Origin of the sequence: Azomonas macrocytogenes (assembly GCF_014191985.1) — a bacterium.
In the GTDB taxonomy this organism is placed as follows: Bacteria; Pseudomonadota; Gammaproteobacteria; order Pseudomonadales; family Pseudomonadaceae; genus Azomonas; species Azomonas macrocytogenes.
On record NZ_JACHXI010000006.1, the window covers coordinates 42342 to 59151 of the forward strand.

A 16810-nucleotide genomic window follows, 5' to 3' on the forward strand; every position below is an offset into this window, starting at 1 on the left:
ACCGTCAACAAGAACCTAGGGCTGGTCCAGCCCTTGTGGTCCATCGGACGCCAGCGCCATCTGCCGGGCTAGCCGTTTCTCCTTCCAGCCCTGCACCAGTACATAGAACACCGGTGTCAGCAGCAGGCCGAAGAAGGTCACGCCGATCATCCCGCTGAACACCGCCACCCCCATGGCGTGGCGCATCTCGGCGCCGGCGCCGCTGGAAAACACCAGCGGCACCACGCCCATGATGAAGGCGATGGAGGTCATCAGGATCGGCCGCAGGCGCAGGCGACAGGCTTCCAGCACGGCAGCGACGCGGTCCATGCCTTCGTCTTCGTGTTTCTCCTTGGCGAATTCGACGATCAGGATGGCATTCTTGCAGGCCAGACCGACCAGCACGATCAGGCCGATCTGGGTGAACACATTGTTGTCGCTGCCGGCGATGGTCAGCCCGGCGATGGCCGACAGCAGGGTCATCGGCACGATCAGGATCACCGCCAGCGGCAAGCCCCAGCTCTCGTACTGCGCGGCGAGCACCAGAAAAGCCAGCAGCACGCAGAGCGGGAAGACGAAGATCGCGGTGTTGCCGGCGAGGATCTGCTGGTAGGTCAGTTCGGTCCATTCGAAGCTCATGCCGTTGGGCAGTTCTTCGCGCAGCAATTTCTCCATCGCAGCTTCGGCCTGCCCGGAGCTGTAGCCGGGGGCGGCGGCGCCGTTGATCTCGGCGGTGAGAAAGCCGTTGTAGTGCATCACCCGGTCGGGGCCGGCGCTGTCCTTGACCGTGACGAAGGTGGACAGCGGCACCATTTCGCCACGGTCATTGCGGACCTTGAGCCGGCCGATCTGTTCGGGCTCCAGGCGAAAACGCTGTTCGGCCTGGACGTTGACCTGATAGGTGCGGCCGAAGCGGTTGAAGTCGTTGGCGTACAGCGAGCCCAGGTAGACCTGCAAGGTATCGAAGATGGCGTCGATGGGCACGCCGTGGGTCCTGGCCTTTTCGCGGTCGACGTCGGCGTCGATCTGCGGCACGTTGAACTGGTAGCTGGTGAACAGCCCGGCCAGCTCCGGCACATTGCGACTCTTGGCGATGAGGTTCTGCACTTCCTGGTACAGCGCCTGGTAGCCGAGTTCGCCGCGATCCTGGATCTGCACGCGAAAGCCGCCGATGGTGCCAAGACCCATCACCGGCGGCGGTGGGAAGATGGCGATGTAGGCATCCTGGATGTCGGCGAAATGGCCGTTCAGCTCGGCGGCGATGGCGTTGCCGGACAGACTCGGGTCACGACGCTCCTCGAAGGATTTCAGGGCGACGAAGACGATGCCGCTGTTGGGACTGTTGGTGAAGCCGTTGATGGACAGGCCGGGGAAGGCCACGGTATTGGCCACGCCCGGATGCGCGCCGGCGATTTCCGCCATGCGCTGGATCACCGCGTCGCTGCGGTCCAGGGTGGCGGCGTCCGGCAACTGGGCGAAGGCCACCAGATATTGCTTGTCCTGCGGCGGCACGAAGCCGGTCGGCGTGTTGGCGAAACCCAGCCAGGTCAGCACCATCATTCCGGCGTACAGCAGCAGGGCGATGGAACTGCCGCGCAGCACGCGGCGGACGACGCCAACGTAACCATGGCTGGCGCGTTCGAACAGGCGGTTGAAGGGATTGAACAGCCAGCCGCCGAACAAGCGTTCCAGTAGCCGCGAGAAACCGTCCTTGGGTGCGTGGTGCCCCTTGAGCAGCACCGCCGACAGCGCCGGAGAGAGGGTCAGCGAGTTGAACGCGGAAATCACCGTGGAAATCGCGATGGTCAGGGCGAACTGCTGGTAGAACTGTCCGGTCAGGCCGGAGATGAAGGCGGTCGGCACGAACACCGCGCAGAGTACCAGCGCGGTGGCGATGATCGGCCCGGTCACTTCCTTCATCGCCTGGCGGGTCGCCTCCAGCGGCTCCTTGCCCAGGGCGATATTGCGTTCGACGTTCTCCACCACCACGATGGCGTCGTCCACCACGATCCCGATGGCCAGCACCAGGCCGAACAGCGACAGCGCGTTGAGTGAGAAGCCGAACAGGTGCATCACCGCGAAGGTGCCGATCAGCGACACTGGCACGGCGGCCAGGGGGATGATCGAGGCGCGCCAGGTTTGCAGGAACAGGATCACCACCAGCACCACCAGCACGATGGCCTCGAACAGGGTATGCACCACCGCTTCGATGGAGCCGCGCACGAACACGGTCGGGTCGTAGGCGATGGCGTAGTCGACGCCCTGCGGGAAGCTCTGCTTCAGCTCGGCCATGCGCTGGCGCACCGCGTTGGAGATGTCGATGGCGTTGGAGCCGGGCCGCTGGAAGATTGGCATGGCCACTGCCGGCTGGTTGTCCAGTTGCGAGCGCAGGGCGTACTGGCTGGAGCCCAGTTCGATGCGGGCGATGTCCTTCAGGCGAGTGATCTCGCCGTGTTCGCCAGTGTGGACGATGATGTTCTCGAATTCCTCCTCGGCGATCAGCCGGCCCTGGGTATTGATCGACAATTGGAAGCTGGTATCGCCCGGCGTCGGCGGTGCACCAAGGGAACCGGCGGCGACCTGGCGATTCTGCTCACGGATCGCCGCCACCACATCGCTGGCGGTGAGGTTGCGCGAAGCCACCTGATGCGGGTCGAGCCAGACGCGCAGCGAATAGTCGCCGAGGCCGAACAGTTGCACATCGCCCACGCCGTCCAGCCGTGCCAGCTCGTCCTTGACGTTGATGGTCGCGTAGTTGGAGAGATACAGCATGTCGTAGCGCTGATCCGGCGAGGTCAGGTGCACCACCATGGTCAGGTCGGGCGAGGCCTTGTCCACGGTGATCCCCAGGCGCGTCACCTCCTCGGGCAGCTTGGGCTGGGTGCGCGTCACGCGGTTCTGCACCTGCACCTGGGCGTTGTCCAGATCGGTGCCGAGGGCGAAGGTGATGGTCAGGGTCATCTTGCCGTCGGCGGTGGCTTGGGACGACATGTAGAGCATGCCTTCGACGCCGACGATGGCCTGCTCCAGCGGCGCGGCGACTGTTTCGCCGATCACCTTGGGGTTGGCGCCGGGGAAGTTGGCGCGCACCACCACGGTGGGCGGCACCACTTCCGGGTACTCGCTGATCGGCAACTGGAATAGCGCGATGCCGCCGGCGATCAGAATCACCAGGGACAGTACGGCGGCGAAGATCGGCCGCCTGATGAAGAACTGGGAAAAATTCATAGAGCATTCCTTGGATAAGCCAAGCGTCACGGCGCGTTCCCTCTCCCTTTGGAAGAGGGTAGGGGTATCTGGCCTGAGTGAGTGGGCTTATCAGACCGGGTTTATCGCTTGCGCAGGGAGAGGCGCCTTTGATGCTTACTTCAGCCCGACTTTCAGCGCTTCCGGTGTGCGGGCGGCGGCCAGTGCCTCGCGTTGTCGTGCGAGGGCGGCAAGGGTCTTGGCATCGGCCATCGGTACATCCTGCGGATCGACCGTCGAGCCCGGAGCGGCCCGCTGCAACCCGTTAATCACAATCCGCTCGCCCGGTTGCAATCCGCCGCGCACGATGCGCAAGCCTTCCAGTTTCGGGCCCAGTTCGACGGCGCGATAGGCCACTTTATGGTCCGTACCCAGCACCAGCACGAATTTGCGGCCCAGGTCGGTGCCAACCGCGCCATCCTGAATCAGCATGGCCTCGTAATTCTCGCTGCCGACCAGCTTCACCCGTACATAGAGGCCTGGCGTGAAGCGGCCATTGGCGTTATCCAGCACGGCGCGGCCGCGAATGGTTCCGGTGCGTGGATTGATCCGATTGTCGAGAAAATCCAGCCGACCTTGATGCGGCGTACCGTCCTCGCCAGATAAGCCGAGGTAAACCGGGCTGGCATCGCGAACTGTCTTGCCGGATTTTTGTGCCAACTCACCGTACTTGAGGAACTGGCGCTCGTCGGCATCGAAATAGGCATAGACCCGGTCAGTCGAAACCACGCTGGTCAGCAGCGATTCGCCAGCGTTGACCAGATTGCCGGCGGTAATCTCGGCACGGCTGACCCGTCCGGTGATGGGTGACACAATACGCGTGAACCCGAGATCGAGTCGCGCATTGTCCAGCTCGGCCTGGATCGCCGCGACCGACGCCTTGGCTTCCAGTGCCGCACTGCTGCGTGCATCGGCTTGCTCGGCAGAAATGGCCCGGCCCTGACGCAGCGACTCGCCGCGCTGGGCTTCGGCAAGCGTGCGCTTGAGTAGCGCGCGAGCTTGTTGCAGGCGTGCTTCCTGCTGCTTGACCTCTGCCTCGAACGGCCGTGGATCGATCTGGAACAGTAACTGTCCCTTTTCCACCAACCCACCCTCTTCGAATGCCACCCGGTCGATATAACCCGACACACGTGGCCGCACTTCTACATACTCCGGTGCTTCCAGGCGCCCGCTCAGCTCGTCCCACTCGACAATCGGCTGATGCAGCACCTCGGCCACACTGACCTTGGCTGGCGGTGGCGCCTGGTTGCTTTGTGGCGCCTTGCCGCAGGCATTCAGTACCAGCATGGCGACAATGGCTGTGGGCAGGCGCCAGGAGCGAAAGGTTGTGTCTTCCATGGGAATTCGCCATCCGGTTGATTGGAGGGTGGAGTCTGGCGAGTGGAGTGCACGCAGACGAATCGAATGGCGCGAAACTGATTATCAGAGGGAATGATGAAAGGTCATCATTGCTTCGTTAATTAGCGTCGCCGGTGATAAAGCTGCCCGACAGGACTATTGCATGGTTTTGCGATATCTCTCCGGCTTGAGCCGCTTTTTATGCCTTCCGGGCGAGCTGAACAAGGGTTCATTCGCCAAGAACTTCTTTTTTCAAAAATGTTGCGATACACCAGTTGATTGAATAATACAAAGCTACATAAATAGCTTTTTAATCATATGGTTATTAGCCATTTTGTGACTGTTCAGGCCGCTCATGAACATGACTTGTATTATCAGACATTTGCGCTAAAGTCATGAAAGCCCTCAAATGAGAATGATAATTTTTGCGAATAGTCGTCACGCGAAATGCATAAGTACTGCGTAATGTGAAAATTTCTTACTCTCGATGATTTGTTGAGCAGCAGATTTACTGACGCTGGATTGGTTTCTGGCCGGCTCTTTCGACAAATATTTTCAAATGGATTGCCCTGTACCCGGATTGTCCCTATCCGCCCAGAAGTTAATCGGTCGGCAGAACAGACGCATGACAAGCCAGCCAAGGCATGGATTTTCTGCGCAATTCAAAAAAACTGACTAGCTGGACAAGAAATACATGTCTAACTATGCTGCTGATGAACTGAATCAAGACCACGACCAATAGCCGTAGCTGGAATCGGGAAGCTGTGAGAAATGGCAACTAATATAAGCCGAGTATTCGGTGTGGATTTCTACACTGAGAGTAAAACGGAGTTATTAGCCGACATTCAGAAGGGGATCAATCAGCCATATTCATATGTGGTAACGCCAAATAATGTAGATCATCTGATACAGCAGCATGACAAAGTTTTGCGCAAGGCTTATACCAAGGCACGTTTAAAGCTTTGCGACAGTCGCATCCTGCAACCTGTGATGCATAGCTTGGAAGTTGATAGTGAAGCAGCTATTCCTAGCAGTGACTTGACCCTCGACTTACTGCGCCGGGCTAATAATGAATGCTTGCGCTTGGTTATTATTGATATATCCAAGGAAAACTACGTTCAATAGCTATTTGATTTGGCAATAAAGTTTAGATGTCTTTATTAAAAAATATGCTCTGAAAAATAATCCTGACAAGCGAAATTCTCAATGATTGAAAGAAGTTCATGGGTCGATTACGCAAAGGCAGTAGGAATAATTTTAGTAGTGTATGGGCATGTAGCTCGTGGTTTGCTAAATGCGAAGCTTCCGTTGGATGAGCACGCGTTTTTATTGATAGATAGCATCATTTACACATTTCATATGCCGTTGTTTTTCTTTTTGTCCGGGCGCTTCTTCTATAAAACGCTGGAAAAGCATGGTAGGGCAGGCTTGCTTCTTAACAAAGCCGATACGATTTTATATCCATTTGTCATATGGTCTCTATTGCAAGGCTCTTTTGAGGTGGCCCTGTCAAGTTATACGAATAATAATGTAACTTTTAATGATGTCTTTTCCTTGTTTTGGCGACCTAGAGCGCAGTTCTGGTTCTTGTATGCTCTTTTTCTGGTTTTCGTTGTTAGCTCAATTGTTTATCCATTAATTGACCGAGCACGCTCATCATTACTGGTTCTTGTATTCGGAGCGCTTTTCATCTGCAAAGATGATCTGGCCTTTAATCCAGCTACCAGGTTCATTTTTGAGAATATGGTTTTTTTTGCCTTGGGAGTCTGGTTTAACGAAGTCAAAGATCTCTTCAAGGAAAAATGCAAGAAACTGATTTTTATCTTCTTGATCTTCTTCCTGTGTGGACAGTATATATTTCATGTCGTGTTAGGGCTGACCTACGAAACAGGTGGTGCTATGCAGCTGGCATTGGCAATCATTTCGATTTTTTTCATAGTTGCGCTTTCGATGTGCTTGGAGTCTGTTCGACTTGAATGGCTTACGTATATTGGAGCCTCTTCAATGACCATCTATCTAATGCATATTCTGGCTGGAAGTGGCATCCGGATAGTTCTCAATAAGCTGATGGGAATAGACTCGATAGCCATTCACCTGGTTCTTGGCGTTTTAATCGGTATAGGTGCGCCCTTGTTGGCTCAAGTCATTATCAGACAGTGCGGCCTGAACTTTCTTTTAGCTCCACCGAAATCGATTGCTGTGAGTTCTTTTCGGTATACAGCGTAATTGGCGTCCTGAAGCGCTCATCCCGTTTGAACTCCATCTGCCATCCGCAATACCGGCTGGCAGCACAACGCCAGGGAAGCTTCGCAGTGTTTGTGAACGCTTTCGACTGTCTCTGATTGCTGCCCGCCTGCCTGCCTGCCTGCCTGCCGCTCTGCTCAAGCGACTTTATCTGCGATACCCATGCGCCTTGCCTTGAAGGTAACAGAAAAGAGCACTTCAAACGTTGGAATGCCGCCGAGCAGAGGTGGCGGCGATGGCGTGCGTGTGGGTGCTTCACCAGCAACCGATTGGTCGCCATAGCATGGTTTGGTTACAAGCTTATGACGATTGTTTCCAGATAAGTAAATATGCTTCCTGATCTTGCTGCTTATTCAGCTGAACCGAGGTTCCTAGAATAGCTACTGCCAACAAGGCAAATCTCTCTGGATTCGATAAACGATATTTTTCGAGCATCACGGAAATTCTGTGTAAGGGTGCCGTTTTGCCTGGAAAAAGTGGAGAAAATCATGAAAAATCTTGCGATGCTGATGGTGGCTGCTCTTCCTTGCCTGGCTATGGCTGATTCTTCAAGTGCTGGCGAAGAGACCGTGGCCGAGGAACCTGCCCTTGTCTCTACAAAAAATCAAATTGAGCTGAATACGGAAAGTATTATTTCCGATAAGCCAGATGATGTACTCGACGAAAATAATCCTGAAGCCCTTGAGGTCGAGGAGTATCACTACGGCATGAAGCCGGATATAGAGAAAGTCATTTCGGTCAAGAGTGACTCGACCGTTTGCGGCGTCGTTCCTGCCTATATGCTTTATGAAGACTCGCATGGCGAAAGACATTTGCTGCGCTATCAAGTCATGGGTGGTGGTTGTAACGACAACGGTTGATTCGACCAATGCTCTATCATTCACTGGTAATTCAGTTACTTACCAAGTGACCGAGGTGGTTGCTCCGTACTTTGGAAATATGGCTATATCATATCGCCCGGAGTAAAAATCCCGGTAATCTGGCCTATCTGTAGCCAGGCAACTTGAATCAGTTGTGCAGCCTCTTGATCTGGATGCGCCGGTACCATATGGATTTCCTGGCTGCCACTTTCTTCTTTTCTTTTCGGTAATCTGGCGAAGAATATTTTTATCCAACAATAGAATGGAGAATTATATTCATGGATTTCGAAGATTAAGTAATACCTGAGTTAATCAATTTTAACTGTACAGGTCACTGGCGCATTTATTTCCGCAAATTGGTACGTTTTGCAAAATAAAAGTTGAACGCCAGGTGTTTTTAATTTGAGCCAATCAATGCCTGCCGGCTATGGAAGCCGCTGGAGGCTGGCTGGTCTTTATCCAGCCTCCAGCCTCCAGCCTCCAGCCTCCAGCCTTTAGCGGTTTCCAGGAAAAGACCCAGTCGCGCTATTCAGCGTAGCGAGTGTTCCGCCGTGATCAATGAACGAACGGCTTCCAGTGCTCGCAAACGCGAAGATGCCAGTAATTGGGGAGACACTCCTGAAGGTTGCTGCAAACCCTCGATAAGCGGGCCGATACCCAAGGCGGTATGCACCAGCTCTACCTGACGACCGCGTTTGTTAAAGCCTGCCGCTATGCCGGCATAGTAGAAGCGCTCCAGCTTGTTCTGTTGCCGAGGTGTGCCGCGTATACCGACTCCCCTGTCGACGACACCCAGGCGCTGTTCCAGGGCATGGCGCAATCGGGCCTTGAAGCGGCGGAATACCGGTAACGGGAATAGCGCTATGGGGCGGTCGGTCATCCGGGCTTCGGTAAGCATGGAGACGCTTTCACCGGTGACGATGAAGGCATCGGCCAGCCTCAATAGCGCCGGGTAGGGATTTTCACTGATTTTCGAGTGCTCGAAACGGTAGGCCAGGTGCGGTACATCGATGGCCGACAGCAGGGCATTGGTTACTTCGGTGGCAGAGCGCGGGCTGGTCGAAATCAACAGGGAACCACCCTGGGCCTTGATGATGGCGCTGGCTTGCTGTCCCAATTGTCTGGCCGTTTCCGCATCGAGAATGTTAGGTGCGCGGCTGCCGCCCATCAGCAAGGCAACCCAGGGGCGCGGCAGTTTTTCGAAGCGCTCCTGCCATATCGCCAGCGAGTTTTCATCCAGAGTGCGCGGCTCTATATAGGGAGCCGGCATATCGATCATGTTTTCTTTGAGCGGCAGGTCGTATTGGGGCGTCGTCAGAATCAGATCGAATTTGGAAAGCATGGCCCGTGGCCGGCCGATTGCCACGATTCGTGTTTTTCCTCCCGAGCAACGCTTGATCCATTGTGCAACCGGAGCGGAACGATAGCCTGCGCTCAAGACCAGGTCGGGCCAGGGTGCTTCCAGGCCCGGAGCGGCTTTCGATAGCGGTTTGTGCAGCAGGATATCGGGGATGAATTTGTATTTGTTCGGATCAAAGCTGGATTGCCGGTACTCATAGGGCCAGCCCAGGGCTTTGGCTATGGCCACGAGCTGGTCGTTGTCGCCGGTATTCTGGCCAAGCAGCACCCACACCTTGGGCGTCTGCCCCGCCTTCTGCCGTAGCGGAAAATCTGCCCGGAACCTCTGGGTCTGGCCATCGGGGCCCTGGCAATCCAGCTGCCAGCAGCGCTCGGGATAACGCTGGGCAATCCGCCGTACCAGGGTCCGCCAGCCATTGATAGTGCTGGTGACGGCGCCATTCGACGTGAGGCTGCCCTGGATGAAGACCATTTTGCGGCTTAGTGCAAAGAGCCGGTCGATTATCCAGGGAAGGTCTTCCGGCGGAAGTAATTCCAGCTGCGTGGCAGCGATAAGATCCAGGGCCGTCAGTTCCGTTTGCGGTAGCTGCCGGAACGACCAGCGCTCGACCGCCAGTCCGGTTACTGCAGATTTATACCATGCCCCCACCAGGCCGGAGCTGGTGCAGCCGAGCATCCGGGCAAAGGCTGCGACCTCGGCAGGCAGCAATGCCGTCCCGCTGTCCCCTGGCGTGGCCTGGGCCTGGCAGGCAGGGATGAAGTCGGGGCTGGGATGGGTTGCCGTGTAGATTTCATAGCCGCTGGCATCGGCGCCTTGTTCGAGGCTGAGAAAGTATTCGGCATAGGGGTGAATCTGATAGGTGTACTGCTCCGGCGTCGGGCGCCAGGGTTGCAAATGCAGAGTCGTATAATGCAGCAGCTTGGATTCGCCATGCCGGTATTCCATATCCCGGGCATGCCATGCGGGGTCGAGCGAACCCCAGCGGCCCGGTTCGGAATTGGCCTGGACCAGCAGCGTCTTCTTGCTCTTTTGGCTCGCGGAGTCGAAATTCCAGCAACTGACCATGCGTTCGCAATCGATCAGCATGACTGCCGTATCTTCCGGCGAGAGCGCCAGGTATCCATGTTTGCTCATGGATTGGTCGAACAGCTCGGCCGGGTCTGCGGTGAATATCTGGTCCACATCGGTATAGATGGCCTTTCCCTGGCAACCGGCCAGATCGGGAATGGCAAAACGGTAATTGGTAAAACCGGTTCGCCAGCGCTCCTGGTTGAAGCCGGGGAGGCCGGTCATGCGGTAGACCTCGTAGCGCCGGTCAGGATTGCGGACCTGTTCGAGAGAATGGAAAAAGACCCGCTCGGCACGGTATTGCGCCAGCTCGGTGCCTAGAAATATCCGCACAGCGGTTGCCTGAGGAGCTCCGGGCCGGGCTTCCAGCACTACTGGCTGGATCTGCGGGACAGCGGTCGATGGTTCGACATTGGCATTGGCAGACGATGAGGGAAACGACGGTTGGGGCTGTGCGGAAGAAGTCATATGTCCTCTTGTTCTTGCATCCGGTGGATGAAGACTCTCCAGATTAAGGCGATCGGTAATATAGCCAAAGAATGAGGTATAAAAGCCATAGTGCAATCGCGCCAGGAATGACGCTTGCCGGCATGAAATATCCTTCGCTGCATGATCGGTTGCAGGCAACCGCAAACATGCTGCAAGCCTAGACCAAATCAGTGATGCAAGCACATCCGGGCAAGTGACGCAGCCCTTCGCCGAAACCCTGCAACTGGCCAATTGTGCTACCTTGCCGGGCTTTCAGTACCGTTCAGATGTTTCAGTGTCGGCTTGTCTGTTTGGAAATCTCGCCATGTCCTCAATACCGCGTGTGACGGTCTTCATTCCAGTCCATAACCGCCAGCACTACATCACGACTGCTGTCGACAGCATCCTGGCGCAGACATTCGAGGACTTCGAACTCCTGGTCGTCGATGACGGCTCCACCGACGCGACTCTTGAAATGCTGTCACGCTATCGCGATCCACGCCTGCGAGTGGAGTGCAATCCACGCAACCTGGGCCTTCCCGGAACCCGGAATCGTGGCCTGGAGCTGGCGCGCGGCGAATACATCGCCCTGCTCGATAGTGACGACAAGGCCTGGCCGACTCGCCTGGCCCGGCAGGTCGCGGTTCTCGACAGGCATCCCGAACTGGTGCAGATCGGCAGCGCCTGCGATTTCATGGACGCCAACGGCCAGCGCATCAACCGGGTCCGGCGCAGGCCGTTGGATGCCGATGACGTGGACGCCAGCCTGCTGTTCTATTGTGCCCTGACCAACCGTACGATCATGGGCCGTACTGCCATTTTGCGCGAATATGGCTATAGCGACGACTTCCCGAGCTGTGAGGATTACGAGCTGCATCTGCGCCTGGCTCGCACATACCGCATGGCCAATCTTGCGGATGTCCTCGTCTGCGGGCGCGAGCACAGTGGCCGTTTCACCCGGCAGAACTACGACCTGGGCCATGACCGCAAGCGGGAAATCAGCCGCCGGGCGCTGCTCGAAATCGGCATCACTCCCGGCGAAGAGGATCTCGACCGCCACTATGCCTTGTCGCGCCCCCGCCGGCTCGGCGCCTCCTTGAACCAGGATTACCTCGACTGGACCGAGCAGTGGCTGATCCGGCTCGCGGCTGCCAACCGTCGCACCCGGCGCTATGCTCCCGAGGCGCTCACGCGCGCCATGACCGGACTCTGGATCGACATGTGCCTGCATGCGCGCCGTCGGCTCGGGATGGCCGCCTACCTGCGCCTGCTGCGCTCACCGCTGGCCCGGGGGGTACCCGGGACACTGTGGCACTCTTTGCGCAAGCCGCGCCCGGTATCGACCTGAACTGGCAGCGATCTTGAACAAGCAATTGTGCTGATTCTGTAAAAAGGAGCATGAAATGCGCTATCTGGATCTCGCGGCCCTGGAGCACATGGATACCCAGGCGTTCCAGCAGCAGTACCCCTATCCCTGGGTCAATCCGGCCGGCCTGCTGACCGAGGAAGGCTACGCGGCCCTGCGCCAAAGCCTGCCCGCTATCGAGCAACTCACGCCAGTGTTCGGCAAGCCCCGCCGCTACGGCCAGCGCTCCCACGACCGCCTGGCGCTGGAATACTCGCCGAACGTCGAGCTTTCGCCACACTGGCAAGCGTTCATGGCTGAGTTGACCGGTTCGCACTACCGGCAATTCATTTCCCGCATGCTCGGTACACGCGCCTTCAGGCTACGCTTTCACTGGCACTACACCCCGGCGAGCTGCTCGGTTTCGCCACACTGCGATGCCCACGAAAAGCTGGGCTCGCATATCTTTTATTTCAACACCGAAGACGACTGGCAAGCGGCCTGGGGTGGGCAGACGATCGTGCTCGACGATGGCGGCCGCTTCGCCGCCAAAAGCGCACCGGCTTTCGAAGACTTCGACAGCGCCACCGAATCGCAGGCCATCGGCAACTACAGCCTGTTGTTCAGCCGGCGCGGCAACTCATGGCATGGCGTGCGCGAAATCAGCTGCCCGCCGGGACATTACCGCAAGGTTTTTATCGTGGTCATCGACGAATATCGCCCGTTCAAGCGATTCGCCAAGAAGCTCAAGGGCCTGTTCAAGCCGGCGGCCTGATCGCTTCGGCGGACAGCTGCCATTGCCGGGTGAAGCGTAGAAGCCGGGGCTCACTGCACCGGCTTCACCGCACCGCAATCGGCCTGCAGCCAGCGGCTATGGGTTTCCACCTTGCCGCTGCGCTCGACATTGCCGGTGGTGAAGGTGCTGTCGATTGTGGTCTGGAACTCCTTGCTGCTGATGAAGCGGGCTTCTCCTGTTCCCCGAGTATCGGGGCATTCGAAGCGGAACTTCCAGGCACTGGCGTTCCGGTCGGTGATCTGCTGGCGGCAGCCGGACTGGGGGTCTTGCAACGGCAGTTCATTGGCTTCGACCTGCTCTCTGGTCAGGCAGACCCGCACGTCCTGGCCGGCCAGTTCGACGCCGCGTTGACGCAAGATGCCTTCCATGTTCTGGCGCTGTTCCTGGGGCAGACTGCCGAGGATTTCCGGCACGCTGGGCATTTTCCAGCCATCGATTTCCATGTTCGGCGAGGTGATCTCCCACAGGCCGGGGTCGATGACCTGGGCCTGGAGAGGCGTGGCACTCAGGCAGGCAACCAGCGTCAGTGTGGTGATACGAATCTTCATGCAGCATCCTTTGGTGTGGTAGCCAGGTCGCCGGAATGGCGCAGCGGCGATTCAGGCCGATTCGACCAGCGAACATCCCCAAAGCTCCGGCATCGGCCATTCGATACTGGCTGGTCGAGTCGATCCGCCGGATGATCGGTCGCTGATACCAACCAGACGAATGTACGGCGGACCGGGACAGTCAGCAGGAAACCTGCACGGACTGTACCGTCGATTGATAATCGGCCGGACCTACCCAGGATCTGTGAGATCTATTCACGAATCTTCAAGAGGAAAAACTGGCTCAGGTTGAGAGGCGCCGAGAGTTCCGATCGGTTTGTGATACCGTTTCACCGCTCGCCAAACTGCCGAACGAGAGGAAACGCATGGATAACCGGGTCGGGGAGATGCAGGTATTCGTGCGGGTCGTGGATACCGGCAGTTTTTCGACGGCTGCTCGCCAGTTGCTGAGCAGCCCCTCGACCATCAGCAAGCTTGTCCACCGAATCGAGCAACGGCTGGGCGTGCGCCTGCTGGAGCGTTCCACCCGCAAGCTGTCGTTGACTGACGAAGGGCGTCTCTATTACGAACGCAGCCAGGCATTGCTCGCCGAACTGGACGATATCGAGCAGACCCTGGCGCAGGGTGCGCAGAACGCCTGCGGCACGGTGCGGGTGAATGCCTCGGTGGGCTTTGGCATCTGGGGGATCGAGCCGTTGCTACCGGCCTTCTGGGAAGCTCATCCCGGTATCTTGGTGGACCTGTCGCTATCGGACGATATCGTCGATCTCTATCTCGAACGCACCGATATCGCCTTTCGCATCGGCGCGCTGAGCGATTCGACGCTGCGCGCGCGACGAATCGGTGTGGCCCGGCGGCGGATGGTCGCCGCTCCGGCTTATCTGGAACGGCACGGCGTGCCCACGGCTATCGAGGATCTCGATCGGCACAACTGCCTGGGTTTCAATTTCCAGCGCACGGCTCCGGTCTGGCCGCTGCGGCAGGGAGGGCGCATCCTTGACCGCATGGTGCGCGGCAACCTGCTGGCCAACAACGGTGAGACGGTCCGCCGCCTGGCCATCGCCGGGGTGGGTATCGCCCGGCTGGCCGATTTCCATGTCGACCGGGATATCGCTGCCGGCCGCCTGGTAGAGGTGCTAGCCGAAAGCGGCCACGACTGCGAGGAAGTCCATGCGCTCTATCCAGGTGGGCGCTACGTTCCACAACGGGTACGGGTCTTCCTCGACTTTATGGTTCCGCGCCTGCAGGCATTCATGCAGGGTGCGTGACGGCTCAGTGCGCTTCGACCAACGCCTTCAACTGTTCCAGTCCGGCGCGATAGAAGCCTTCAAGGTCTGCGATGATCCCGGCTTCGTCGGAACCCGTGTTGCGAAAGCGGCTGGACCAGGTCGCCAGCGCCTGGCCTGTTCCGGTATCGCGAACCGCTACCCGGGCGACGTAGTCGGCTACCGGGAGCGCGCTTTCGACCAGGGCATAGCTGTAGTGGCGTTCGTTTTCGCTGAACTCCAGCAGGCGCTCGACGATGGCCGAGCCATCAGCCATCACCAGATGACGCAGGCGGCCACCGTCATCGAGGCGGCTGCTGGTGATGGATTCGATCCAGCGGGGCAGCAGGTCGAATCCGCCGAGAAGTGCCCAAACTTCTGCGGCCGGGCGGGCAATGCTGGTGGAAACGCTGACTTCGATCGTTTTCAATTTTCCGTTCCTTGCATGGTGAAGATCACTGGATCTGCGGGATGATCCGCTACAGCCGCCAGGGATGCCGGCGCTGCAGCGTCATGAAGAGTGAAATTGCGGCAATACTTGTTCGGCCAATTCCTCGATTACTTCGTGCAGGTCGCGCTCGCAGTGACGTAGCTGCAGGCCGATGTGCTGCACGCCGAGCGCCTGCAACTCCCGAAGTTCGTCGATCAATGCCAGGCGTCCGCAGCGCCCGCCGAAGCGTATCCGCTGTAGCGGCGCGGCGGGATTGGCGTCCAGGTCGAGATGGAAAAAGCTGACATAGGGTTTGTCGCCTGCGGCCTCGCGCCAGCGGGCGAGACGGCGCTGGTGATCCTCGGGCGTTCCCGGATAGCTCAGCCAGCCGTCCAGTTGTGCCCCGATCCATGCTGGCGACTGCTGGGCCAGGCCCGCCGCCAGCAGTGGGGCGCGCTCGGCGGATTCGGGCAGCAGGCGTGCGCCCTCTGGCAGACGACCCCGGCCACGCTCGCGCAGCAGTTCGACGGTGTCGCGGAACGCCTGGCCGCGCCCGGCGAAGTCGATGCCGAACAGGGGGTATTCCATGGGGCGGTCGCCACTGGCGACACCCAGCAGCAGGCGTCCGCCACTCAGCGCATCGACGGATTCGGCAGCCTTGAGGGTCAGCCAGGGCTGGCGCAGCGGCAGCACCACGGCCGCGCTGCCGAGCAGGATGTCATCGGTGATGCCGGCCAGATAGCCAAGATAAGTGAAGATCTCGAAGACCTGCGCGGCATCGCCGAAAGCCGGATCGTAGAGCGGCACATCGCGTACCCAGAGCGCGCGGAAACCGCTGCGATCGGCCAGCCGGGCCAGCTCGGCGTGCCGGCTCAGATCAGGCACGCCGAAGGGGCGCCCATCTTCCTGGCGCAGTCGTTGGCCGTTGCTGGACCAGTCGTTGTCCAGCGGCAGTTCAAGACCTATGGAAAAACCCTGGCTGCCCAGCAGCCGTTGCAAGCGAGGATGCATAGCGAACTCCAGCATCCCGTCGTGGACGGGATGGATATGGGGAGCAGAGCGCTCTAGAACGTGCCGGGATAATGGCCGCCGTCGAGCAGCAGGTTCTGGCCGGTCATGTAGCCGGCGTGGGCACTGCAGAGGAAGGCGCAGAAGGCACCGAATTCGTCGGCAGAGCCGAAACGGCCAGCCGGAATGCCGCGTTGACGCTGTTCGGCGATGGCCGTGGAGCTCTGGGCGCTGGCCCGAGCGGCGGCGTCCAGGGTCTGGCGCAGGCGGTCGGTGTCGAAGGCTCCAGGCAGCAGGTTGTTGATTGTGACGTTGCGCCCGGCCAGATGCGGTTGGCGGGCCAGGCCGGCAATGAAACCGGTCAGGCCGCTGCGTGCGCCATTGGAGAGACCGAGGATGTCGATCGGTGCTTTCACTGCCGCCGAGGTGATGTTCACCACCCGGCCGAAACCGCGTGCGGCCATGCCGTCCACCGTGGCCTTGATCAGCTCGATGGGCGTGAGCATGTTGATTTCCACCGCCTGCAGCCAGTCTTCGCGGCTCCAGTCGCGAAAGTCGCCCGGCGGCGGGCCGCCGGCATTGTTGACCAGAATATCGATCTGCGGGCCGGCGGCGAGCGCGGCCTGGCGCACGTCGTCGCGGCTGATATCGCCGGCTACGCTGCGCACTTCGATGGCTGGATGCAGTGCGCGCAATTGTGCTGCGGTCGCTTCCAGCACCTCGAGTTTGCGGGCGTTGACCACCAGATTCACTCCTTCCCGGGCCAGGGCGGCGGCGCAGCCTTTACCAAGCCCCTTGCTGGCGGCGCAGACCAGCGCCCAGCGTCCGGCGATACCCAGTTCCATGCTGTTTCTC

At 58.7% G+C, this 16810-nt stretch carries 13 protein-coding genes; 6 read left to right on the forward strand and 7 right to left on the reverse strand.

All coding sequences use genetic code 11. The features are described 5' to 3' along the window. Positions 1-15: 15 nt before the first annotated feature. Both FHR87_RS07810 and FHR87_RS07815 read right to left on the reverse strand, forming a co-directional pair. Positions 16-3207: an efflux RND transporter permease subunit gene (locus FHR87_RS07810; protein ID WP_183166160.1), complete on the reverse strand. Its 3192-nt coding sequence runs from the start codon at positions 3205-3207 to the stop codon at positions 16-18. A gap of 135 nt (positions 3208-3342) precedes the next feature. Continuing rightward, positions 3343-4563, reverse strand: coding sequence for an efflux RND transporter periplasmic adaptor subunit (locus tag FHR87_RS07815; RefSeq protein WP_183166161.1), 1221 nt, complete (start codon positions 4561-4563; stop codon positions 3343-3345). A gap of 771 nt (positions 4564-5334) precedes the next feature. On the opposite strand from FHR87_RS07815, the gene FHR87_RS07820 reads away from it, so the two are divergent. From FHR87_RS07820 to FHR87_RS07830, 3 genes are all read left to right on the forward strand, one after another. Further along, positions 5335-5688 carry a hypothetical protein gene (locus FHR87_RS07820; protein WP_183166162.1) on the forward strand — a complete coding sequence of 118 codons (354 nt, stop codon included), beginning with the start codon at positions 5335-5337 and terminating at the stop codon, positions 5686-5688. An 81-nt stretch (positions 5689-5769) separates the two neighbouring features. Next, complete coding sequence (locus tag FHR87_RS07825; protein ID WP_183166163.1) at positions 5770-6789, forward strand: acyltransferase family protein; 1020 nt, start codon at positions 5770-5772, stop codon at positions 6787-6789. 506 nt (positions 6790-7295) lie between these two features. Beyond that, a complete protein-coding gene (locus FHR87_RS07830; protein WP_183166164.1) occupies positions 7296-7667 on the forward strand; it encodes a DUF2790 domain-containing protein in 372 nt (123 codons plus the stop codon). Positions 7668-8196: 529 nt separating this feature from the next. On the opposite strand, the gene FHR87_RS07835 is transcribed toward FHR87_RS07830, so the two are convergent. Continuing rightward, complete coding sequence (locus tag FHR87_RS07835) at positions 8197-10563, reverse strand: ELM1/GtrOC1 family putative glycosyltransferase (RefSeq protein WP_183166165.1); 2367 nt, start codon at positions 10561-10563, stop codon at positions 8197-8199. A 325-nt stretch (positions 10564-10888) separates the two neighbouring features. Here FHR87_RS07835 and FHR87_RS07840 point away from each other — a divergent pair, with 325 nt between their 5' ends. Next, positions 10889-11911: a glycosyltransferase family 2 protein gene (locus tag FHR87_RS07840; RefSeq protein WP_183166166.1), complete on the forward strand. Its 1023-nt coding sequence runs from the start codon at positions 10889-10891 to the stop codon at positions 11909-11911. Between the two features lie 55 nt (positions 11912-11966). Continuing rightward, complete coding sequence (locus tag FHR87_RS07845) at positions 11967-12683, forward strand: 2OG-Fe(II) oxygenase (RefSeq protein ID WP_183166167.1); 717 nt, start codon at positions 11967-11969, stop codon at positions 12681-12683. A 50-nt stretch (positions 12684-12733) separates the two neighbouring features. On the opposite strand, the gene FHR87_RS07850 is transcribed toward FHR87_RS07845, so the two are convergent. Next, positions 12734-13252 carry a DUF3617 domain-containing protein gene (locus FHR87_RS07850; protein ID WP_183166168.1) on the reverse strand — a complete coding sequence of 173 codons (519 nt, stop codon included), beginning with the start codon at positions 13250-13252 and terminating at the stop codon, positions 12734-12736. 365 nt (positions 13253-13617) lie between these two features. Here FHR87_RS07850 and FHR87_RS07855 point away from each other — a divergent pair, with 365 nt between their 5' ends. Further along, complete coding sequence (locus tag FHR87_RS07855) at positions 13618-14520, forward strand: LysR family transcriptional regulator (RefSeq protein WP_183166169.1); 903 nt, start codon at positions 13618-13620, stop codon at positions 14518-14520. 4 nt (positions 14521-14524) lie between these two features. Here FHR87_RS07855 and FHR87_RS07860 read toward each other — a convergent pair whose 3' ends face one another. From FHR87_RS07860 to FHR87_RS07870, 3 genes are all read right to left on the reverse strand, one after another. Next, a complete protein-coding gene (locus tag FHR87_RS07860; protein ID WP_221189776.1) occupies positions 14525-14947 on the reverse strand; it encodes an SRPBCC family protein in 423 nt (140 codons plus the stop codon). Positions 14948-15028: 81 nt separating this feature from the next. Further along, complete coding sequence (locus FHR87_RS07865; RefSeq protein ID WP_183166170.1) at positions 15029-15958, reverse strand: TIGR03571 family LLM class oxidoreductase; 930 nt, start codon at positions 15956-15958, stop codon at positions 15029-15031. Between the two features lie 53 nt (positions 15959-16011). Then, the gene (locus tag FHR87_RS07870; protein WP_183166171.1) at positions 16012-16800 is read right to left on the reverse strand and encodes an SDR family oxidoreductase; all 789 of its coding nucleotides are present in this window, start codon (positions 16798-16800) and stop codon (positions 16012-16014) included. Positions 16801-16810: the final 10 nt, after the last annotated feature.